Here is a 22,296-nt window from a genome sequence, read left to right as displayed (position 1 = left end):
GCATGGCAGAAGGGAATCGACAATCTAGTAATCGGGTGACCTGATTTTTATTAACGGTAAATTTATCCCGGAAGATAGGGTAGTGACTTGAGTATCATAGGACTACTTGCAAGGTTACATTTGCCTGTTTAAGATAAAATTGCTAACTTACTACGTCGTACCCAAGTTCAAAATGGCTAGTAGGGACAAAACGGTCTGCCATTTATATTTTACGAATTTTTCATACTCCCGGTGTTTTTCTTGCCGAATTATCAGTATTTTCAGAAAATATGTAAGATATTGACCAAATTCTATGATTGGAATAAAATTTTGTCTTTTGACTATTCCACCAAATATTTTTTATGATTAAATTGCGAGACTTTACCCTATATGTAAATAGATAAGGGGAAAACAATTTTTTCAACGGCTTATTTATAAAAATTCCATACAAGGATTTTATAATTACTCTACAATCTTCGATATATGTCGCAAATGTCTGAACCAATGGTAGAAAATCAAGGGTTATATCGCCCTGAATTTGAGCACGATGCGTGTGGGATAGGTTTCCGCGCCAACATAAAGGGACGTAAGTCACACCAAATAGTGGCTGATGCTATCCATATGTTGGAGCGAATGGAACACAGAGGGGCTACCGGTTTTGATCCTAATACAGGAGATGGAGCAGGGATCCTGATTCAAATACCCCACGAATTTTTCGTGGACGAATGTCTGAAATTAGGATTTCAACTGCCCCAGGCTGGGCAATATGGTGTGGGGATGATTTTCTTTCCTCAGGATGAAAAAACCCGTGAGGAATGCCGGGATATCTTAAACCGTAAACTCCGTAAACTAGGTCTTCAGCTGCTGGGTTACCGTAAGGTGCCGACGCTTAACGAAACCTTGGGAGAAGGATCCCTTTCGGTAGAGCCCTACGTGGAGCAGATATTTTTGAAACAGCCAGAAGAGATTGAAGACGATTTATTATTTGAAAGGAAATTATACGTACTAAGACAGGTATCGGCCCGGCTCATATATGAGACTGTAAAAGGTGCCAAAGGATGTTTTTACTATTCTTCGATGTCCTGCCGTACTATTTCATATAAAGGACAGCTAACTACGGCTCAACTCAAATATTATTTCCCGGATCTAGAAAACGAATCGGTCGTTTCTGCTCTAGCGGTTGTACATTCTCGTTTTTCTACCAATACTTTCCCCTCCTGGGAGCTGGCTCAGCCTTTCCGTTATATCGCCCATAATGGCGAAATCAATACTGTGAAAGGTAATGTAAACTGGATTCGTGCCGGTGAGAAATCATTTTCTTCTGAGTTTTTTACCAAGGAGGAAATGGATATGCTTTTGCCGATCTGTAATCGCAATCAATCCGACTCGGCAAACTTAGACAATGCCATCGAGCTATTGCATCTTTCGGGTCGGTCCCTGCCTCATGTGATGATGATGCTGGTACCCGAAGCCTGGGATGGTAATGAGCAGATGAGTCCCGAAAGAAAAGCCTTTTACGAATACCATGCTGCAATAATGGAACCTTGGGATGGTCCCGCTTCTATCTCCTTCACCGATGGAAAAATGGTGGGCGCTACCCTAGATAGAAATGGACTAAGACCTTCTCGTTATTGGGTGCTGGACGACGACACCATTATCATGGCCTCCGAAGCTGGGGTTCTGGAAGTTGATCAGTCGCGGGTTGTGACCAAAGGACGTTTGCAGCCGGGTCGTATGTTTGTCGTAGATATGGAGCAAGGCCGTATTATACCCGATGAGGAGATCAAAGACTCTTTATGTGCCGCCCAACCTTATCAGCAATGGCTCGACGATCATAAATTGAAACTTTCGGAGTTGGATGCACCCATCCGTACCTACCGCCCATATGAAGAAAATGCCTTGATCAAGCGTCAAGTTGCATTCGGATATACCTCCGAGGACCTTCGTATGATACTGGCACCAATGGCTCAAACTGGTGTAGAAGCCATTGGCTCTATGGGGACAGATGTGCCTCTGGCGGTGCTTTCAGAGCAAAGTCAGCACTTATCCAGTTATTTCAAGCAATTATTCGCCCAGGTTACCAATCCCCCTATCGATTCTATCCGGGAACGGTCGATTATGTCGCTGATTTCTTTTGTTGGAGCTACTGAAAATATTCTGACGGAGACCCCTCAGCATTGTCGTCAGATTTCTTTGCCTCAGCCGGTACTTACCGTGCATGAGTTCGATAAATTGCGCTTTGTAGATAAGGAGGGTTTCCAGGCCAAAACTATTAATACCTATTTCAGAGCCGATCAGGGTGGAAAAGCCTTAGAGCGCGCCCTGGAGCGCATCTGCCGTTATGCAGTGGATGCGATCGAAGATGGATTCGAAATTGTAATCCTTTCCGACCGTTCAATCGACTCTGACCATGCGCCGATTCCATCGCTATTGGCCACTGCCGCCATTCATCACCACCTGATCCGTGAAGGGCTACGTGGCAAGGTGGGCATACTCGTAGAAGCTGGTGATGTTTGGGAGACCCATCATCTTGCCGCCCTGATTGGATATGGGGCTGCTGGAGTTTGCCCCTACATGGCCTTGGAGACGCTCAGCTATATGAATAAGAAGGGCATGATCGAAGGGGATTTTGCCGACGAAAAACTGCACTACAACTATATCAAAGCGGTTAACAAGGAGCTCCTTAAGATATTCTCTAAAATGGGTATCTCCACTTTGCAGTCGTATCAGGGTGCTCAGATTTTCGAATGTGTGGGTCTTAATAAGGATGTGGTAGATCGGTATTTCACAGGAACTATTTCCCGAATTGGCGGAATGGGCTTGTCCGAAATTGCACGTGAGATATTGGTGCGCCATAAGGTGGCTTATCATGAAACGCCTGAAAATCATCCTAAACTGGAAGTTGGAGGTTTTTACCAATGGAAGCAGCGTGGAGAAGCGCATATTTTCAATCCTCAGACGGTTCATTTACTTCAGCAATCGACTCGCACGGATAATTATGAGCAGTTTAAGAAATATTCAAGGCTAATCGACGATCAGACACAAAAGGCTCTGACGTTAAGAGGGTTATTAAGATTTAAGAAGGGTAATTCTATTCCGCTTTCAGAAGTAGAGCCTGTAGAAAATATATTTAAACGTTTCGCCACTGGTGCCATGTCCTTTGGATCGATTTCCTGGGAGGCGCACACCACATTGGCCATCGCCATGAATCGTATTGGCGGTAAGTCCAATTCTGGAGAAGGAGGAGAAGACGAACTACGATACAAGACTTTGCCCAATGGAGATAATATGATCTCGCAGATCAAGCAGGTTGCCTCTGGACGTTTCGGAGTAACCAGCCATTATCTGAGCAATGCCAATGAGTTACAAATAAAGACTGCTCAAGGCGCTAAGCCTGGAGAGGGGGGGCAACTTCCAGGGCCAAAAGTGGATGATTGGATCGGAAGAACGCGTCATTCAACCCCTGGGGTAGGCCTTATTTCTCCGCCTCCTCATCACGATATCTATTCCATCGAGGATTTGGCTCAGCTGATTTTTGACCTTAAAAATGCCAACCGTCAGGCCCGGATTAGCGTAAAGCTGGTTTCCGAAGCTGGGGTAGGAACCATTGCCTCTGGAGTAGCCAAAGCACATGCCGATCATATCCTAATTTCAGGTTATGATGGTGGTACCGGTGCCTCCCCTTTAAGCTCAATTCGCCATGCGGGATTGCCATGGGAGCTAGGACTGGCTGAAACGCACCAAACTTTGGTGAGAAATAAATTGAGAGGCCGGGTAACCGTGCAAGCCGATGGACAGCTTCGCACAGGTCGCGATTTGGCCATAGCAGCTATGCTGGGAGCAGAGGAATGGGGTGTGGCCACGGCAGCATTGGTTGCAGCCGGATGTATCATGATGCGTAAATGTCACCTAAATACCTGTCCGGTTGGTGTTGCCACGCAGCGCAAAGAACTTAGAGCCTTATTTTCGGGTAAGCCAGAGCATGTAGTGAATATGTTCCGCTTTATGGCCGAAGAGCTTCGTGAAATTATGGCTCAACTGGGCTTCCGTACGGTTAATGAGATGGTGGGCCAGGCGCAGTATCTGGAGCTTCGCAACGATATCAAGCACTGGAAATACAAGAATCTTAATTTTGATGCTATCCTGTACAAGTCAACCGATCTGTCGGTGGCTCAATTTAAGCAGGAAGAGCAAGACCATGGTATCGATGCCATTATCGATCGTGTGCTCATTAAAGCCGCTGCTCCTGCCCTGGAGCGCAAAGAAGAAGTATATCAGGAATATCCTATTAACAACTTGAATCGTTCGGTTGGAACCATGCTATCGAATGAAATTTCCAAGTTGCATGGAGGAGCCGGATTACCAGCTGGAAACATACATTTTAAATTCCGTGGAACGGCGGGGCAGAGTTTTGGCGCCTTCAATACCGCCGGTATCCGATTGGAACTGGAGGGAGATGCTAACGATTATTTCGGAAAAGGTTTGTGTGGGGCCGAGCTAGTTGTCTATCCGGATCGGGATTCTAAATTCAACCCGGAAGAAAATATTATCGTTGGAAACGTAGCATTCTATGGTGCGACCTCAGGTGATGCCTTTATCAGAGGTACTGCCGGTGAGCGTTTCTGTGTGCGTAACTCAGGTGCCCGAGTGGTGGTAGAAGGAGTGGGTGATCACGGCTGCGAATATATGACCGGTGGATTAGCTATTATCCTTGGGGAAACGGGTCGCAACTTCGCGGCAGGTATGTCGGGAGGTGTGGCTTATGTATTGAACAAAGCCGGTGATTTTGAAGAAAAAGTGAATGGTGAAATGGTGACATTAAGTCCCCTAAACGAAGAAGACCAGGCAATTGTAAGGGAGTATCTGGACAAACACTTCCAGTATACCACCAGCAATGTGGCCTTCCAACTAATTCAAAACTGGGAAGAGTCCGCCACGCAGTTCGTAAAGGTATTGCCAACAGACTTTAAGAAGGCTTTGGATAGTCGGGGCGTCTCACTGGCTCAGCAAATTGCCGATAAAAATGTGGTATATCAGGACATCGTCGTTGATGTACCTCATTTGTAATCGCAAGAGCGAAATTCACTTTTATTTTTAATTACGATTTAATAGAAAAAAATATAATGGGAAAACCAACCGGATTTTTAGAGTTTGAAAGGGAGTTACCCAAGAAGCGCCCAGTCGAAGTACGTTTGAAAGACTATCAGGAGATTGAGGCTGCTCCTACCGATGCCGGTGCCAAAACACAGGCAGCACGTTGTATGGATTGTGGAATTCCTTTTTGTCATAATGGCTGCCCACTAGGAAATATTATTCCCGAATTCAATGATGCCGTTTACGATGAAAACTGGGCATTAGCCTATGACATCCTAACGTCTACGAATAATTTCCCTGAGTTTACGGGCCGTATATGTCCGGCTCCTTGTGAGGCTTCTTGCGTATTGGGAATCAATAAGCCGGCCGTAGCCATCGAATTTATAGAGAAGTCGATTATTGAAAAGGCTTTCGAATTGGATCTGGTAAAGCCTCGTCTTCCTAAGAAGCGCACCGGTAAAAAAGTAGCCGTAGTAGGATCGGGTCCGGCAGGACTGGCTGCCTCTAGCCAGCTCAATCAGGCCGGACATAGCGTGGTTCTGTTGGAACGTGCCGATCAAATCGGTGGATTGCTGCGATATGGTATCCCCGATTTTAAGCTTAATAAGGGCGTGATCGATCGCCGTTTGAAGGTGATGCAGGAAGAAGGAATTGAGTTCCGTACGAATGTAAATGTAGGTGTCGATATAAAATCCGACGAGCTACTTAACGAGTTCGATGCCGTGGTGCTGACCATGGGTTCTACCGTTCCCCGCGACCTGAAGATAGAGGGGCGTAATCTGAAGGGTGTTCACTTTGCCATGGAATTCTTAAGCCAGCAGAACAAGCGTGTAGCCGGAATCGACCCTGTAGTAGACCATCGTGGCTCCGAATATGTTAATGGTCAAATTCGGGCTACAGATAAACATGTCGTCGTTATTGGTGGCGGTGATACTGGTAGCGACTGCGTAGGTACCTCCGGGCGCCATGGCGCTAAGTCCGTTACCCAGATCGAATTGATGCCCATCCCCCCAAAAGAACGTGATGCAAGTACTCCTTGGCCTAACTGGCCCATGATGTTGCGTACCTCTACTTCTCACGAAGAAGGCGCTGATCGCCATTGGTCTATTAATACCAAAGAGTTTATAGGTGACGAAGAGGGTAACCTTGTAGCGCTTAAAATTGTAGATCTGGACTGGCAGAAGGATCCTGAGTCGGGTCGTTTACAGATGAAAGAGGTAATGGGCAGCGAGCGCACCATTCCCTGTGACCTGGCTTTCTTAGCAGCTGGATTTTTACATCCACAACAGGAGGGGCTGCTCAATGAGTTGGGCCTAGCCTACGACGATCGGGGAAATGTAAAAACACATTTGTATCAGTCGACTACCAACGAAAAGGTATTTGCTGCCGGTGACTGCCGCAGGGGGCAATCGCTGGTTGTTTGGGCCATCAGTGAAGGTCGTGAGGCTGCACGTGCCGTGGATGAATACCTGATGGGAGAGTCGTTCCTGGAAGCAAAGGCCGTATCGATGCTTAATCCTGACTTTGCTCATGCCTGAGATACCAGTTTCGAAATAAAAGTATAATAGTCAATGGAGCTACCCGCAATGGTAGCTCCATTGCTTTTACAAGGCTTCCTGGTATTAACTTACAAAGGCCGCCGGTCTATTGCTGATAATTACTAACTTTGACCCGTAAATCCCTATGCATTAATTTTCCGCCCTAAAGACTGCGGCTATCGCAATTATGTTTTTACATTACGCACCCTTCTGGCTCAAGGCATATTTCAGAAAATATACCTGGCATATCCCTACCTCTGAAAAGGTTATCTATCTCACCTTCGACGATGGACCCATTCCTGATATCACCGAATATGTGCTGAAGACCCTAAAGGATTATGATGCCAAGGCTACTTTTTTTTGTATTGGTGATAATGTCCGCAAACATCCCCAGATTTTCAATCAATTGCTCCTTGATGGGCATTCAGTAGGTAACCATACTTTTAATCACCTGAATGGATGGAAAAATGAAGACCATGCCTATCTGGATAATATAGCACGCTGTGACCGTCTGCTGACGGTGCAAAGCTACTTGTTTAGGCCTCCATATGGACGTATTAAAAGCAGTCAGGCCAAACAACTTACGCACAAGCGTATTGTAATGTGGGACGTGCTAAGTGGTGATTTCTCTCCAAAAGTAAGTCCTGAACAATGCTTGGAAAAATCGATACGTTATACGAAAGCCGGATCGATTGTTCTGTTTCATGATAGTATCAAGGCTTCCCGCAATATGCAGGCGGCACTTCCTGCTTATTTGGATTATTTTATTCGAAAGGGGTTTCGTTTCGAGGCCCTGCCCATGACCCCCAGTCCCAATGAGTGAAGTTAAAGTCAGCATACTCTTAGCCGCACGCAATGAGGCAGGTAACATTCTGGATTGCTTGCAAGCACTCGATGCACTGGATTATCCTAAAGAAGAGATAGAAATCTGGATAGGTGACGATGGTTCTACCGACCAGACCGCTCAGCTGGTACAGGAATATATTGCCGATAAACCTTATTTTACATATCATTTTATCGATCACCGCCTGACTGGGCTAAGGGGAAAGGCCAATGTACTGGCACATTTAATGCAGCGCGCAAAAGGGGATTACTTTTTGTTTTGTGATGCTGACATTACCGTACAGCCCAGTTGGTGCCGAAACATGCTCGAAGGCTTCCAGCCCGGGGTAGGGGTAGTAGTGGGAGTCACCCGAATGCTCAAAGGGAATATACTGGTAGACTTCCTCTCCCTGGAATGGATGGTAGCCCTCTTTGTCATCCATCTGGCAGGAACACTGGGTCTTCCCGTTACAGGCCTAGGTAATAATATGGCTGTGAGTCGGAAGGCTTACTACGGGGTAGGGGGCTACGAAACCATTGGGTTTTCTGTGGTAGAAGATTACGCCCTTTTTATGGCTATTGTACAAAAGGGCTTTTCTTTTAAGATGCTGTTTTCGAGTGGTATACTGTCTTTTTCGGCTCCTTTAGCTGACCTTAAGGAATGGACGTTGCAGCGAAGGCGTTGGATCAGGGGAGTCAAAGATTCCCATCTTTTAGTTCAAATGGGCATTGTATTGGCTGCAATACTTTTTCCTTTACTTCTATTATTAACTCTGATAGATCCTGGAGTATGGGCGGGGGTATTAGGGATTCATTACGGTGCTTTTACACTTTTGGCTATTATGGCGCTCTTAATTTTACGGCAAAAAGACCTATGGTGGGTGGTTCCGTTTTTCTGGCCCCTTACCATGGCCAGCATGAGTCTGATGCTGTTTTATTATTTCCGCTCAGGCAGTATTGCCTGGAAGGGCCGCATTTACCCTTAGACAAGGATCACAGCGGAAGCTGTTAGTAATGTTTTTTTATTGGATATTCTCATAAATAAATTAAATGATAGATACCCACGCACATATATATAGTGACGATTTTTCAGAAGATAGAACGGCCATGCTCGACAGGGCATGGGATGCAGGAATATCCCAGATATGGATGCCCAACTGCGACCAACATACTGTTCCAGGTATGCTGGAGCTGGCAAAGAAGTATCCGGACAAATGTTTCCCGATGATTGGCCTTCATCCATGTTATGTAAAGGAGGATTTTGAGCAAGAACTGAAAATTATATCTGACTGGTTAGAAAAAGAAGAATTTATAGCCATAGGAGAAATAGGAATGGACCTTCATTGGGACAAGACCTTCCGAGAACAACAGGAGGTGGCATTTTTGTATCAATGTGAATTGGCTCGAAAGCATAATTTATGGATCGATATTCACAGTCGTAATGCCTTCTGGGAGACCGTGACCCTTATTGAAAAGTTTGCCGATCCCCAGCTTACGGGCATTTTTCATTGTTTTACGGGAACATTGGAAGAGGCCGAGAAAGCCATAGAGTTAGGGTTTAAACTGGGGGTAGGAGGGGTTGCTACTTTTAAAAACGGTGGCCTTGACAAGGTACTTCCCCATCTAGATATCAAGCATATTGTGTTAGAAACCGACTGCCCCTATCTGGCTCCGGTGCCCTATCGGGGCAAACGTAATGAAGTGGCTTATACGAGTTTGGTAGCAACCAGGGTTGCCGATCTAATGCATATGTCTGTCGATCGGGTGCTCGCTCAGACTACTCGAACGGCACTGGGAATGATTGGTAAAGGCTTTCTTTAAAATACAACCTGAAAAATGGAATACGCAACGATAAAAATTGAAGCCGAAACCGATGGAGGACCCGGTGGATCGGTACTGGTCATCTACACTGGAGGAACCTTGGGTATGGTTTTCGAAAGCCGCAAGGGGCAATTGGTGCCCTTTAATTTCGAGCAGTTGATCGACAAGGTCCCTGAGATCTGTAGGTTGAATCAGGACATTACATTTTTATCTTTAAAAGAACCCATCGACTCCTCTAACATAGCCCCTGAGGTATGGATAGAGCTTGCTAATATCATTGCCAGAAATTATTTCCATTACGATAGCTTTGTCATTTTACATGGGACCGACACCATGGCCTACACCGCTTCGGCCCTCAGCTATTTACTGGAGGGACTAAGTAAGCCTGTTATTCTCACCGGGGCCCAGCTTCCGATAGGAGTGGCCCGTTCCGATGCCCGTGAAAATATGCTCACCGCATTAGAGCTAGCTTCTGCCCGAAATGAGCGGGGGGAGCCTATGATTTCCGAAGTATGCATCTATTTTAATTCGTATCTGTTGCGTGGAAACCGGTCAAAAAAGCAGGAGAGTTCAGATTTCGACGCCTTCCATTCAGCAAATTACCCTTATCTGGCAAAGGCTGGTGTTAGTATAGAATATAATCTTCCATATATCAGACCCTTTAAAGGACGAACCTCCCTTACGGTTCAGCAGCATCTAGATCCTAATGTTGCCTTTCTGAAGCTATTTCCGGGAATTACTCCACCGGTGGTGAAGTCGTTATGCCATATTCCCGGATTGCGAGGGATCGTTTTGGAAACCTTTGGAGCTGGCAATGCCCCTACAGCTCCCTGGTTTCTGGATGAGCTGCAAGCGGCTATTAACAGGGGGATATTGATTTTTAATGTCTCGCAGTGTGATGGAGGAAGGGTGTCACTGGGCCGATATCAGACAAGCCGTCAAATGCTGGAAATGGGTGTCATAAGTGGGGAAGATATCACCGCCGAAGCGGCTATTACCAAAATGATGTACGTATTTGGAAAGTCGGGTAAGGTAGATTCATCCAAGCTGTTAGCCCAGGAAATGGAAGGAGAGATGAGCATGTCCACATAATTTTCAAGGGCAGGGATTTGTAAAATCGTATTATTAAGCTATATTTGCACCCTGATCACAATTAGAGAGGTGTCCGAGTGGTTGAAGGAGCACGCCTGGAAAGTGTGTATGTGGGTAACTGCATCGAGAGTTCGAATCTCTTCCTCTCTGCTAAGTGTCTATACGGCTTGTATAGACACTTTTTTTATGATTGATACCCTATTTGCTACTTTTTTAGTAACGTTTTACGATATGGAAAGCGAAAGGGGGGTGTTCCCCCCCCCTTTTTTAATTTATTGACTCATTTTACATGGCTTCGATTTAAATATGCCTGGTTCGATGTGTTCCTTTTCGGCTGTAAATGCAATAGGTAGAACAGACTCTATTTTATAATAAAATGATAAGCCACCGTGAATCGCCCTGCATTGCTGCACGTCCAAGCATTTTATTAGGGGTAGAATATACAAAATGAATATTCCCCTAAAAAAGGTCTAGGCTATACGGTTTATCTTTTCATAGACGAGCCGCTTGGAGTTTTCGAAAAGGTCACCCCCAAATTCTTCATTATCCAAGGTGATGATCAATGTGTCTCTAACACCCATCATTCCAAACATGAATTTCAAATAGGTCGTTTGGAAATTCATATGTCCATTTTTTTCATTTTCTCCATACCCTGTGTCCCCCCGACTGGACAGAATAAATAGTCTTTTATTTTTAAGTAAGCCTACATAATCTCCGTCAGGTTCTCCTGATCGGAATTTCCAGGTTTCATTGATACGCATTACCTGGTCTATATAGGCTTTTAGTCCGCTGGGGATAGACCAATTGTACATAGGTGTACCAATTACATAAATATCATGCTCTTTTAGCTCCCTGACTAGTTCGTTACTAAGGGTGAGCGCTTTTTGATTGTGTTCGGTTCTGTCCGCCGGTCTGATAAATGCACTGGCAATCCAGCTTTCATTGATATGCGGGATAGTATGGAGCCCGACTTCCCTGAAGGTAAACAGGTCTCCTGGATGGTTACTTTGCCAGGTCTCTTTAAATAGATTCGTTAGATTCCTACTGTGCGATTTAGCGCCTCTTACGCTGGCATTAATGATCAGTACTTTGCTCATGATTCATAATAATTTTTTGATAGGGCAAAGCTCATAAATCGTATTTTAATAAAAATTGACCTGGTTCAATGGTTTTTTTGTTTCTTACGAATTCTACTTAAAAATTCGGGTGAAATACCTAAATAGGATGCGATAAGATATTGAGGTACTTTGTCTGATATTTCGGGATATTTCTCAATAAAATCTGAATACCTTTGCTCTGCATTGAAGACTTGATGCTGGATGATCCGGCGCTGCAAAGTCCCTAGGTAACCTTCTAGGATTAATCTGAAATATCTTTCCAGCTTTGGTATTTGTGCCAACATAACTTCAAAATCGCTTCGACTGATCTGCAACAAGTGGGTCTCTTCCAGTGCTTGTATATTATAAATTGATGGTGTTTGCTTTTGAAAGCTATGAAGGTCTGTTGCCCACCAATCGTCTATAGAAAAATAGAGGATTTCTTCTTTTCCATTATCCGAATTAATATAAAATGCCTTCAAGGCTCCTGAGACTATATAATTATCGGTTCGGCAAATAGATCCGTTTCTTAATAAATAATCTCCTTTGTCTAATGTCCTTTCGGACCAGAAAGCCTCGAGCAGGTTTATTTCTTCTAAGGAAAGGCTGATATATTTAGAGATATTTCCAAGTAATTTTTCGTTCATAATAGACTGCCAACTGCTATTATTAATACTAATCCCTTTCTAAAGTCTAGCACTAGGCCGATCCAATAACAATTAAAAATAATAGAATATCAAGTTGTTTTGGGGTGTTAAGGAATTAAACTCAATGAAAGGCAAAAGGTTTTCTCCTTTTACTTGCCCTAGTGTTTCGTGTGATTTTTGGGCTGTCTACCCACCTGTTCTGCCATAGTCATATAAATTTAAGTTATCCGGTAGACCTCATAGGAAGGAATCACTATATGAGAATAGAAATTTTCATATTAAAACCATTTAGAATGTCAAGTAATTATTAGCGGATAGTGAATTAGTTGATAACTAACAGGGTAAATTAGTTGTTAGTACAATCGTCATTCTCAGGTCTTTAAGGCTGATACAGTAATTCATGAATGGGGAGGTATCTTTGGTAAACCCATTCTAGAGTACCTGAAGGCCGATTTTATTTAGAAAAAACACTAAATAAGTTTATAAGTTTATACTAAATAAATTCGATTTTATAGATAAATCTGTATATTTAGGATTAGAATGGGAGGGGCATGGTATAGATGCCAGTTCGTTTTTTTATAGTTCAGTTCCATGATCCTATACAATCTAGATCCAATTATTTAATAAAAGATCTTCGATATTTCAGATCGGTGATCGGAGGTGGAGCTAAATTAAAGTTTGTTATCTGAGGTTCGAATTTGTCCTGAATTCTGCAGGTCTAAATGTTTTAAGGTAAGTTTTTATCAATTTAACTTGTTAACATATATACACATGAAGAATCGTTACAAAAATCTAATTCGATGTTCAACCGTTATGCTCTTGCTTTTCTTTGGAAGGGTAGTGCACGCTCAAACACCATTTACTTGTACTGATGCAGTTTCTTATCAGATAATAGGTAATCCATCTGCCTTATACACTGTTGATCTAAGAACAGGTGCTAAAACACTACTTCATAGCGCCGCAACTTTAGGGAATCGAAATTTAACGGGCCTAGGTTATAACGTAAACGATAATTTCCTATACGCCTCGGTTTCTGGTACAGATGATATTGTTAAAATTGGAAGTGACGGGGTTGTTGAGTTAATTGATGTATTTGGATTGCTTCCTCAGGCATACACATCTGGGGATGTGTCGCCGAACGGAACGCTATTCTTATATGTAGCATCTTCTACTACCATGCAGCTGGTTAATCTTGCTACACTTTCGGTATCCAATATAATATTAAATGCTGGGGCCAATGCCCAGGACATCTCTATTAGTCCCGACGGAACCCGAATATATGGGATCTCTGCTGGGAATGGTAATTTAGTTTCTTGGCCAATAAACGGGGGGCCTATGACAAATACGGACGTAGGAATTACTGCTGTATCAGCATCGTCCTTTATGGACTCTACAGGGGATTTGTTTATCATTTCAGATGGTTCCTCCAGCGTTTATGAAGTCTCGGGGCCTAGTTTTCCTAATGAGAATAGCTTAACCAGGATAACACCAAATCTAGGAACTGCTATCACCAATACTGATGGGGCACGTTGTGTAACCTCGCTGGCAACGACCCAGCCTGCCTTTAGTTGTACACCCAATCAAGCATTTGTTTCGACATCTGGGGTTTTACCTGTAAATAATTGCGATGAGGTTGGTACTACACAATCACAGCTATTGGAATACTCTTTAGCGACTGGGACCGTAACTAATACCAGTAATCCCTTAATTCAAGCCTTTGGGACACTGAGGGGCTCTATTAATAACCTAGGTTATAACCCGGTTGATAATTTTCTCTGGGCATACCGGACAGGAACAAATCAGTTGGTCCGGATCGGTCAGGACAGAACGGTGGATTTTTTCGCTATTCCAGGAATCTCTAATAACTGCAACTATCCCGGTGCTGGTAATACAGACAATACCTTCTTTTTCTCAGGGGATATTGATGACAATGGGGTGATGTATCTGCTGAATGGTATATTGGGAGATCGCTTTGTGAGAGTGGATTTGAATCCATCATCGCCCACCTATCTGACTAAACTTTCGGATGTGGTGCTGACTCCTTTTAGCCCATCGTCAGGAATGTCCAGTATACAAGACCTTGCATTTAACCCTATAGATGGTTTCCTTTATACGATTAGTGCGAACAATAATTTGATTAGAATTAATCCTGCCTCGGGACTAGTAACTAACGTGGGTGCCGTAACGGGAATTCCTTCAACAGGAAGTGGTTATGTTGTAGCTTATTTTGATAATGCAGGTACCTTATACGTTCAGCGTGCCAATAATACAGATATTGTAAAAGTTCCCAATGTAGCAAATGATGCTGTGGCTGGTTCTATATATGGAAACGGAGCAAGTTTTTCAGGAGGCGATGGTGCCCGTTGCGCTAAGTCGGCTGTTGCGCCTGTATTATACTCCTTATCGGGCAATGTATTTGATGATGGAAATGGACTTAATGATGTAGGTGGAGCATTAGTAAATACTTCAGGTGCTGGGGCCTATAATCCATTAAACGGTGAAAGCAATTTAGGGGTACCCTTGTATGTGACTTTGGTTACCAGTAATGGAGATGCTATAGCAACCGTTCCGGTTACCTCCACTGGTACCTATACATTTAACGATCTGGCTCCTGACTCCTATTCCACCGTTTTAAGTACAGATCCTAATGGAACAACAGCTGGAAATTCTCCACTTCCTTCCGGATGGGTATATACTGGAGAACAAGTCGGAACTGTTGCGGGTGGGACGGATGGTACTGTCAATGGTATTGTCTCTGGTATCAGTCTTACGAATGCGAATATTACGAATGCTAACTTTGGCATTGATAAAAAACCAGTAGTCAACAATGGTACTGATACCACTCGAATTAATCCGGGAGGCACTACTACCAGTCCTGTATCTGGCAGTTTGTTTACAGGAACTGACTTAGAGGATGTTTCTTATCCTAATAATCTTAGTGGTAGAATAGTGAACCTTGAGCCTGGAACAAATGGTGATGTTTATTATAATGGTGTAAAAGTTGTCGTAGCTGATGCACCCATCGCAAATTTTGATCCAGAACTTGTGACGGTTGACCCTCAAGGTACTAGTAATCAAGATATCATCACCGTAACTTTTACCTATACGGTTGATGATAATGCTGGTATTTCTTCTGATCCTAAAACGATACAGGTTCCTTTTACCGCCGATCCGCTTCCCGTTACATTGACTTCATTTAACGCTTCTACGGTTGAAGACCATACCGCCAGACTAGATTGGACCACGTCTTTTGAAACCAATAGCGAAAAATTTGAAGTAGAGCATAGTAGGGACGGTAAAGTCTGGAACAAACTAACTGAGATCGCTGCCCTGGGTGAAAGTTCAAATAGCAAGAGCTATCAATATGAGCATTTGACCCCTGCTTTTGGAGAAAACCTTTATCGTCTGAAAATGGTCGATTTCGATGGGACCTTTGCCTATAGTAGAATTCGTAGCCTTTACTTCGATCAGGGGGCCAGCATACAAATTTTTCCGAATCCTGTCTCTTCAACCCTATTTATGAATGTTGATAAGGACGTGCAGATTAAGGAAATTGTAATAAGAAATAATACTGGCCAGACGCTCCTAAAATACGATTCTATGCCAACAAACGGCATATCGGTCCGACATCTTCCAGCAGGGTTATATATGATGACGACCACCGATTTAGATGGATCGGTCAGTACTTATAAAGTGATTGTCAACCGATAATGTAAGGTCCTATTTGTTAGAGGTTAGACGGTGGATTTTTATCTTCATCTCCCTATCTCTGGAGTTTAAATTCGTTATGATGTCAGTGGTCATTTAATTTCATCTAAGCGGATATGGATTTTCCCAAATCCATATCCGCCACCAATTTACAAGTCCAGCCCTGTCTTCTAAGCTGCCTCACGATGGTTCAGTCAACTTACCAACTGAATAGATCGCGAGGCAGTTCTTTATTGCGTCATAAATGATTGACTGGCATTTTAAATCCTGATTCAACTAGTATGTTCAGGTCATCCACTGCCTGAAGTTCTGATGAAGGGCTATTCCAGTTTTAATATGTATTGAAAGGGATGCATTGGTCACGAAACCGGTTAATTATACAAAACGAGTAGTTTTGGGTGATGTTAGGCTCCTAAATGGTATTATAAGTCGAATAATTCCTAAATCTTATTTCAGTAGGAGTTTTTTTTGGGGGGCGGGTTAGTAGGTGTATGACACTAAATTCAAAGTTTGGCAAATCTTGCAACGGCTTTCAGATCCAGGATCTATCCAAAAGATTAATCAAAAACAGATTATTGAAATTATTTATAAGCAATTACAGATAGTTGAATAAATATGTTGAGACCAAATAGTTTGCGCAGAGATATGAAAAATTGCATCCGATGTCTTTTGATATTTAACTTCTTGACGTTTCAAGCTTTGGCTCAGTCCAGATCGGAACAGAGGGATCTGGCCAATCTCACTACGCAGGACTTTTGGGAATTGAAGAACTTGTATCAATCACCTCCTTCCAAAATCATAAATTCTAACCGAGGGGTGGAGTCAATTTTGTTTCAAAGCGTGGATTATCGGGGCAGGCCTACTGAAGTATTCGCCTATTGTTCCAATCCTGATATGCTAACAGGGAAGATATCTTCGAAGAAATATCCTGGAGTTATGCTCTTACACGGTGGCGGCGGCAAGGCCTTTCAGGAATGGGTAGAAAAATGGGCCGCCCAGGGTTATGCCGCCATAGACATGGACTTTGGGGGTAAAGACGGGGAGGGTATCTGACTAATATTGTGGGTTCGGTGGATAATAGATTTAAAGCAGCCGTTCCGGTTTACGGATGTGGTTTTTATGATGAGTCCGATGTATTTAAAAAGGACCTTGAAAAGCTTACTGAGGCCGATAGAGTGAAATGGCTAAAATACTTCGATCCATCCGTATATCTGCTTAAGGCTGAGGCAGAATTTCTTTTTGTCAATGGGAATAAGGATCGATTTTATAATGTCATCCCATATCATAAAACGTATTCTTTGATTTCTGAGAAATCTCGTCAGGTTTGCATCAAGCCAGATATGTCCGATAGTCATCCGGCAGGCTGGGAGCCTTTGGAAATACGCACCTTTTTCGATCATTTTGCTTTTGGTCTGGCTGCTGCTCCGACGGTACAACAGGTGAAGATTAAAGATGGGCTGCTATCTGCCTCTTACACTTCTCCTGTAAGCCTGGTATCTGCGCATTTTTTTATACCAACGATACACTTTCATCCAATGAGAAACGAGAGTGGAAATCGGTAAAGGCCTTTGAAGACAAAGAAAAGAAAATGCTCCAATGTCCTACTCCAGAAGGCGGGTTTAAATATGGCTTTTTTTCTATAAAAGATCATAGGAGCGTGATGGCCTCCAGCGAATTTATAATTCATTAGAGGACTCTTCTTGAAGGCTCTTTACTAATGGCAGGGAAATCCAATGGAATGATTTCTGATTTTTAGCCAGGTACCAGAGTATCAATACACAAACTTAGAAGAATTGGTCATGATGAATCAGGGTACCGAAAAGGTGCCCTGATTCTAAGATAAACCAAAATTAGGACTATTGTTTTACTATTTTCATATTGATCACCGTACCATCCGAATTGAAAACACGGACGTTATATAGTCCAGATGGGGTATTTTGTAGATCTACTCTACCCGGTAGTTCCCTGCCCATGCCTTTGCTCTGGTCATAGATTATCCTACCATTAAGATCATTTAATTGAATTCTTTTTACCTTGCTCATATCGCTAATATTCAAGGTAAGTTGATCTTTGACCGGATTTGGGAAATGAGCTGTTCTTGAATTCGAAGAAAATTCTACTTGACGGATACGACTATAGCTAAATGTTTCATCTTTGTCGATCATTTTCAATCGGAAGTATGTAATACCTGTGCCTGGTATTTCTGTAGAAATACTGTAAGTTCTGCGCTGAACACTTTCTCCCATGGCGAGCACCGAGCCGCTACTTTGCCAATCAATTGCGTTCTGACTGCTTTCAATCTCAAAACGATCACTATTTCTTTCTTCTGTAGTGGCCCAGCTCATGGTACAGGTATTATTGTCATTTCTAATGACGTTGAAGCTAACCAGGGTGACCGGTAGTGCGGCTTCAGAACTTGCAACCCTATTATTGTGAAGGTGTATTGCCCCCGAAGTGGAAAGTGCTTTGCCGTATAGCATAGCGTCCCCAAGAAGTTCAATGGCACCATCTGCAACGATAGTGCCTCTGAATATTGAACCAGTGGCCAAGTCTACGGCACCATCTACCTGAAAGTATACATTGGAAATTTGTGCTCCTCCAGTTAGTATAATTTGACTTGTTTCGAGTACACTCAAAGCCCCCCCAATTTTAAATAGGAAAACGGCATTGGGATCTCCTCCGCCGTCAAGGGTTATATCACTCATAATAGCGGTAGCTCCGAGTGTGCAATAGGTATCCGGTGTCAAGGTAACAGGTATTGCAAAAAGCATTGGAAGGGTTGTTCCGCAAATGGTGTTAGTGGCGAAGTTGTTGTATGCTGCCTGCAGCTCAACGCCAGCATCGATGGAGACTCGATCGTTTATATGGGCCGTCCCTTTTAATACGGTTCCAGGTGTAAAACCCGAATAGCCCCCTACATTATTGGTTCCTACATCACCGACTACCACAGAGTTGCCAACATTGTCTAAAGCTCCTGAAGGGGTGTAAAGAATAAAAGTAGATGCACTAGTGCCCAAGTTGGGCATCGTCTGTCCGACCGTCAGCAACGGCATGGCAAAAGCCAGTAAAAAGGTGAATGTTAAGTTTTTTGTCATGATCTTTGATTTTATAAATGAGTGGAATTGAGAAATACGATCTAATTGTCAGTGGTTTGGGTATGGATTTCCTCCGAACCTTAAGGTAGGATAAGGCAGTTTTGCAAGGAATTTGTAATGGGACAATGCTGAAAATATTAAAAGGTTGAGTTCGACCTTTTGGAAGTTCCTTTGGCGCAGGGGGCCATGGTGAAAGGAGAGCTTAAAATACTAGGGTAGTATATTATTTCAAAATAATTCTACAAATAATATGCCAGTATTTTAATTGGGTGTTTAGGAATAGTTTGATTATCAATTTCCCCATTATGGGAATACTTTAATTGTCGCTGCCTAAAAACTCAGCTTAAATGCAAGGGCCTGATCTAATATGTCATCTAGTCTTAGAAACTTTGGGTTAAGAACACTTATACAACAGAATCAAAAGTTTCGGAAGCTATGACAGTTAATACCGTTAGATCAACTGCGTGCAAAAACCTTGCAAAAGATCCATTTTAGACTTATACTTGAATACCTAATTCAGTATAATACCATCATGCTTTAGTTGACCTAAACGATTGATATTTTGGCCCATTTTAAGTACATAATTTTGTTTGTATGGAGCCTGTCGATGAAGATGAGCGTCCATGCTCAGACTTCCCCGGAGCTGAATGAGCTTACAGGATTTACAATAAAAGCATATTACAGTCCAGGGAATGAGGATCGAGCCAGAAGGATCGTCGGACAATGTGAATCAGCCCTAAAATACGTGCAAGGTCTCGTTTATTTTATGCCTGAGGTTCGTGTTTTTGTACTCAGTCCTGAGCATTGGAAGGAGTATGCCACCTTTCCCCTTTATGGAATGCCCCATTATACCGCTGACAACAGGTTGGTGGTCGCATCGGAGGACAATGACTTTTGGCGAAGCTTTATTCCACCTTTGGATGAAATACCATCAGAACTGGCTGAAAAAATCAAGTCCACCTATACCACAGGCCATGGTAGTGTAAGTACGATGGCATTCTTTGATCTGTTGGCACTTCATGAATTAGGCCATGGATTTCACCAGCAAGGCGGATTGACCATGCAGCGACTATGGATGCAGGAGTTATTCTGTAACATTATGTTGCATATTTATATTGCCGAAAATGAACCTGAAAAATTACCGGCCTTAACCGTGTTCCCTGATATGGTAGTGGCCTCACGAACTTCCGATTATGAATATACATCTCTTGCAGACTTCGAAAGGCTTTATGATAACATGGACCCAGAAAATTATGGATGGTATCAGTGTCGGCTACATGTAGCGGGAAAGGATATTTATGAAGGGGGTGGGGCATCTGTATTTGTTAAGCTGTGGAAGCTGCTTAAAGCCCATTCCAGTCCATTATCCGACGAGCACCTCGTCGAACTTCTAAATGAGGCAGTAAGTCCAGAAATAGCGGACGTGTATAGAGAATGGTAACGAGGAGTCTTTTGGCTTCCGGGTATAATATGGTTAGTACCGGACTGATATAGATCTTCAATCTTCGTAGGTTTTGTTAGTTAAATGCTGGATTTGAAGTTTTACAGTATTATTAGGCTATAGTAAGCTCCTTGGTTAAGTGTTCTTTGCACAAATGCTCCCTTAGGCATCGACTGACATTGTATGAAAATGATTCGTTGCAATTGACTCCCACTTTCGTCGTCTGAGTGATTATTTTTATTTGATTTGCAACATAGTTGCATTCAAAATGACTTTATATATTTATATTTGCAACAATGTTGCAAATAATGTGTTTGATTGGGCTAGTATACCTGGGACTTCATTATTTACAGCATGGGTGCAGGCCACCCGAGTCAAATAATCACTATAACAACAATAACAGATATGAGTCAGTTTAAAGAATATGAAATAATAGTCATTGGAGGGAGTTATGCTGGTCTATCCGCCGCCATGGCCTTGGGGCGCTCCATGCGTGCGGTGTTGATTGTAGACAGTGGCAAACCCTGCAATCGGCAGACGCCATATTCGCATAATTTTATCACGAACGACGGGTTGAGGCCCGGTGAGATATCTGCTAAAGCAAAAGCTGAGGTACTGCAATAACCTACAGTATCATTCGTGGAGGATACTGTAGGTTATTGCTGCTAAGGAAATGGGGCCAGGATTCGTTGTCAGCACGCAATTAGGACAGGAGTATGCTGCCAGGAAGTTGATTTTTGCCACCGGAATTAGCGATGTCATGCCCCCGATAGAGGGATTTGCTGATTGCTGGGGAATATCCATAGTTCATTGTCCGTATTGCCATGGCTATGAGTTACGCAACAAGAAAACAGGAATAATGGCCAATGCTGAGCGGGCCTTTCACCTGGCAGGGTTAGTTCAGAATCTTTCTGATAAGATAACCTTAATTAAGTCGGAAAAAGAAGCTTTCGATACAAATCAATTGCAAACGCTAGAGAAGCATCAAATCAGGATAGTAGGGCAACGAATTGTAAAGGTTAATCATGAGGGAGGCTATATCAGAAGCTTGGTTTTTGAGGATGGACGAATTGAGGATTTTGATGCTCTATACGCAGCTCTCCCTTTTGAGCAACATTCAAATGTCCCTGCCTTGTTAGGCTGTCGAATAAACGAGCAAGGCTATATTGTTGTCGATGCTATGCAGAAAACTAATATTGGTGGGGTTTTCGCTTGTGGAGACAACAGTGAGCGTATGCGCTCCGTTTCCGGTGCGGTTGCTTCGGGCGTAAAGGCCGGGGCGATGGTTAATGCCGAACTGGTGTCGGAGCAATTCTAAAAGTTACCTGGGGAGTGGAAAATTGAATATAGGAAATACCAGGGTTCAAAACCCAATTTTCATGCCTAGGGATAGACTTAAAATATCATGTGGCTTGAGATAGTTTGGGTTTAAAACGTAGCTAACCAATAACAGGTCGTAAGTCCCTACTTCATAATAGAGTTCCACTCCCTTAATTTTGTTTCTGTTTTGTACTTTTCTGCCAACTTTGCCTCCTGCATAAGCCCCAGGTCTAATGGATGTAGCCCACCAGTAATATCCTTTGGGATAATAATCTGGCCACTTGGAATCGAATTGCGGGCCAAAAGTGTAATTCAAATAGGCTCCAATAGAAAATGGGACTATATACCGCGCATTTTTCAAATCGATCCGCCATGGTGAATAGGTTGTTTTGGCAGTTAAGGAAATCAGGGCGTCACCTCCTACAATTTTGGGTACATAACCCAGGAGAATATCGGTTTCTAAGGTATGGTTACGCGAAATATAGCCTGGCCCTCCCGATAGAAATCCAATATTGCCCGCAAATTGCAACTTTAGATGATCGGGCATATACCATTTATCGATAATTAGGGAATCCACAGGCTGTTGAGCCCATGCCAGGTGAGAAAGGAATAGGCAAAAAATTAATATGGATTTTTTCATAA

General features: G+C 43.1%; 16 protein-coding genes and 1 tRNA gene. 13 read left to right on the top strand and 4 right to left on the bottom strand.

The window, feature by feature from the left end; all coding sequences use genetic code 11:
• Positions 1 to 462: 462 nt before the first annotated feature.
• The 7 genes from gltB to X939_RS0112985 all read left to right on the top strand — a co-directional run bounded on the left by gltB (position 463) and on the right by X939_RS0112985 (position 10,496).
• The gene (gene gltB / locus X939_RS0113015; RefSeq protein WP_084299467.1) at positions 463 to 5,046 is read left to right on the top strand and encodes a glutamate synthase large subunit; all 4,584 of its coding nucleotides are present in this window, start codon (positions 463 to 465) and stop codon (positions 5,044 to 5,046) included.
• Positions 5,047 to 5,102: 56 nt separating this feature from the next.
• Positions 5,103 to 6,611, top strand: coding sequence for a glutamate synthase subunit beta (locus X939_RS0113010; protein ID WP_025763717.1), 1,509 nt, complete (start codon positions 5,103 to 5,105; stop codon positions 6,609 to 6,611).
• 187 nt (positions 6,612 to 6,798) lie between these two features.
• Complete coding sequence (locus X939_RS0113005) at positions 6,799 to 7,434, top strand: polysaccharide deacetylase family protein (RefSeq protein ID WP_025763716.1); 636 nt, start codon at positions 6,799 to 6,801, stop codon at positions 7,432 to 7,434.
• The gene (locus X939_RS0113000; RefSeq protein WP_025763715.1) at positions 7,427 to 8,419 is read left to right on the top strand and encodes a glycosyltransferase; all 993 of its coding nucleotides are present in this window, start codon (positions 7,427 to 7,429) and stop codon (positions 8,417 to 8,419) included. Before X939_RS0113005 ends, X939_RS0113000 begins: the two co-directional genes overlap by 8 nt.
• 64 nt (positions 8,420 to 8,483) lie before the next feature.
• Complete coding sequence (locus X939_RS0112995) at positions 8,484 to 9,254, top strand: TatD family hydrolase (RefSeq protein ID WP_025763714.1); 771 nt, start codon at positions 8,484 to 8,486, stop codon at positions 9,252 to 9,254.
• A 15-nt stretch (positions 9,255 to 9,269) separates the two neighbouring features.
• The gene (locus tag X939_RS0112990) at positions 9,270 to 10,346 is read left to right on the top strand and encodes an asparaginase (protein ID WP_025763713.1); all 1,077 of its coding nucleotides are present in this window, start codon (positions 9,270 to 9,272) and stop codon (positions 10,344 to 10,346) included.
• A gap of 63 nt (positions 10,347 to 10,409) precedes the next feature.
• Positions 10,410 to 10,496 (top strand) — tRNA-Ser (locus tag X939_RS0112985).
• Between the two features lie 320 nt (positions 10,497 to 10,816).
• Here the strand turns inward: X939_RS0112985 and X939_RS0112980 are convergent.
• Positions 10,817 to 11,443 carry an FMN-dependent NADH-azoreductase gene (locus X939_RS0112980; protein WP_025763712.1) on the bottom strand — a complete coding sequence of 209 codons (627 nt, stop codon included), beginning with the start codon at positions 11,441 to 11,443 and terminating at the stop codon, positions 10,817 to 10,819.
• A gap of 65 nt (positions 11,444 to 11,508) precedes the next feature.
• Positions 11,509 to 12,090: a Crp/Fnr family transcriptional regulator gene (locus X939_RS0112975; protein WP_025763711.1), complete on the bottom strand. Its 582-nt coding sequence runs from the start codon at positions 12,088 to 12,090 to the stop codon at positions 11,509 to 11,511.
• A gap of 771 nt (positions 12,091 to 12,861) precedes the next feature.
• On the opposite strand from X939_RS0112975, the gene X939_RS23090 reads away from it, so the two are divergent.
• The 3 genes from X939_RS23090 to X939_RS0112960 all read left to right on the top strand — a co-directional run bounded on the left by X939_RS23090 (position 12,862) and on the right by X939_RS0112960 (position 17,360).
• Complete coding sequence (locus tag X939_RS23090; RefSeq protein WP_025763710.1) at positions 12,862 to 15,801, top strand: T9SS type A sorting domain-containing protein; 2,940 nt, start codon at positions 12,862 to 12,864, stop codon at positions 15,799 to 15,801.
• 681 nt (positions 15,802 to 16,482) lie between these two features.
• Positions 16,483 to 16,851, top strand: a complete 369-nt coding sequence (locus X939_RS0112965; RefSeq protein WP_025763709.1) for an alpha/beta hydrolase — start codon at positions 16,483 to 16,485, stop codon at positions 16,849 to 16,851.
• Between the two features lie 17 nt (positions 16,852 to 16,868).
• Positions 16,869 to 17,360 carry a hypothetical protein gene (locus X939_RS0112960; protein WP_131694739.1) on the top strand — a complete coding sequence of 164 codons (492 nt, stop codon included), beginning with the start codon at positions 16,869 to 16,871 and terminating at the stop codon, positions 17,358 to 17,360.
• A 294-nt stretch (positions 17,361 to 17,654) separates the two neighbouring features.
• Here the strand turns inward: X939_RS0112960 and X939_RS0112955 are convergent, their stop codons facing one another.
• Positions 17,655 to 18,893: an ice-binding family protein gene (locus X939_RS0112955; RefSeq protein ID WP_025763707.1), complete on the bottom strand. Its 1,239-nt coding sequence runs from the start codon at positions 18,891 to 18,893 to the stop codon at positions 17,655 to 17,657.
• 607 nt (positions 18,894 to 19,500) lie between these two features.
• Here X939_RS0112955 and X939_RS0112950 point away from each other — a divergent pair.
• The 3 genes from X939_RS0112950 (at position 19,501) to X939_RS22405 (ending at position 21,652) form a co-directional block, all read left to right on the top strand.
• Positions 19,501 to 20,334, top strand: coding sequence for a hypothetical protein (locus X939_RS0112950; protein ID WP_025763706.1), 834 nt, complete (start codon positions 19,501 to 19,503; stop codon positions 20,332 to 20,334).
• A 405-nt stretch (positions 20,335 to 20,739) separates the two neighbouring features.
• The gene (locus X939_RS23925) at positions 20,740 to 20,958 is read left to right on the top strand and encodes an NAD(P)/FAD-dependent oxidoreductase (RefSeq protein WP_229236058.1); all 219 of its coding nucleotides are present in this window, start codon (positions 20,740 to 20,742) and stop codon (positions 20,956 to 20,958) included.
• A gap of 49 nt (positions 20,959 to 21,007) precedes the next feature.
• Positions 21,008 to 21,652 carry an NAD(P)/FAD-dependent oxidoreductase gene (locus X939_RS22405; RefSeq protein WP_229236057.1) on the top strand — a complete coding sequence of 215 codons (645 nt, stop codon included), beginning with the start codon at positions 21,008 to 21,010 and terminating at the stop codon, positions 21,650 to 21,652.
• Between the two features lie 45 nt (positions 21,653 to 21,697).
• On the opposite strand, the gene X939_RS0112940 is transcribed toward X939_RS22405, so the two are convergent.
• On the bottom strand, positions 21,698 to 22,294 hold the full coding sequence (locus X939_RS0112940; RefSeq protein WP_025763705.1) for a hypothetical protein: 597 nt from the start codon (positions 22,292 to 22,294) through the stop codon (positions 21,698 to 21,700).
• Between the last annotated feature and the right edge of the window lie 2 nt (positions 22,295 to 22,296).

The organism is Dyadobacter tibetensis Y620-1, from assembly GCF_000566685.1.
In the GTDB taxonomy this organism is placed as follows: domain Bacteria; phylum Bacteroidota; class Bacteroidia; order Cytophagales; family Spirosomataceae; genus Dyadobacter; species Dyadobacter tibetensis.
This window is presented reverse-complemented; position numbering and strand designations above follow the sequence as displayed.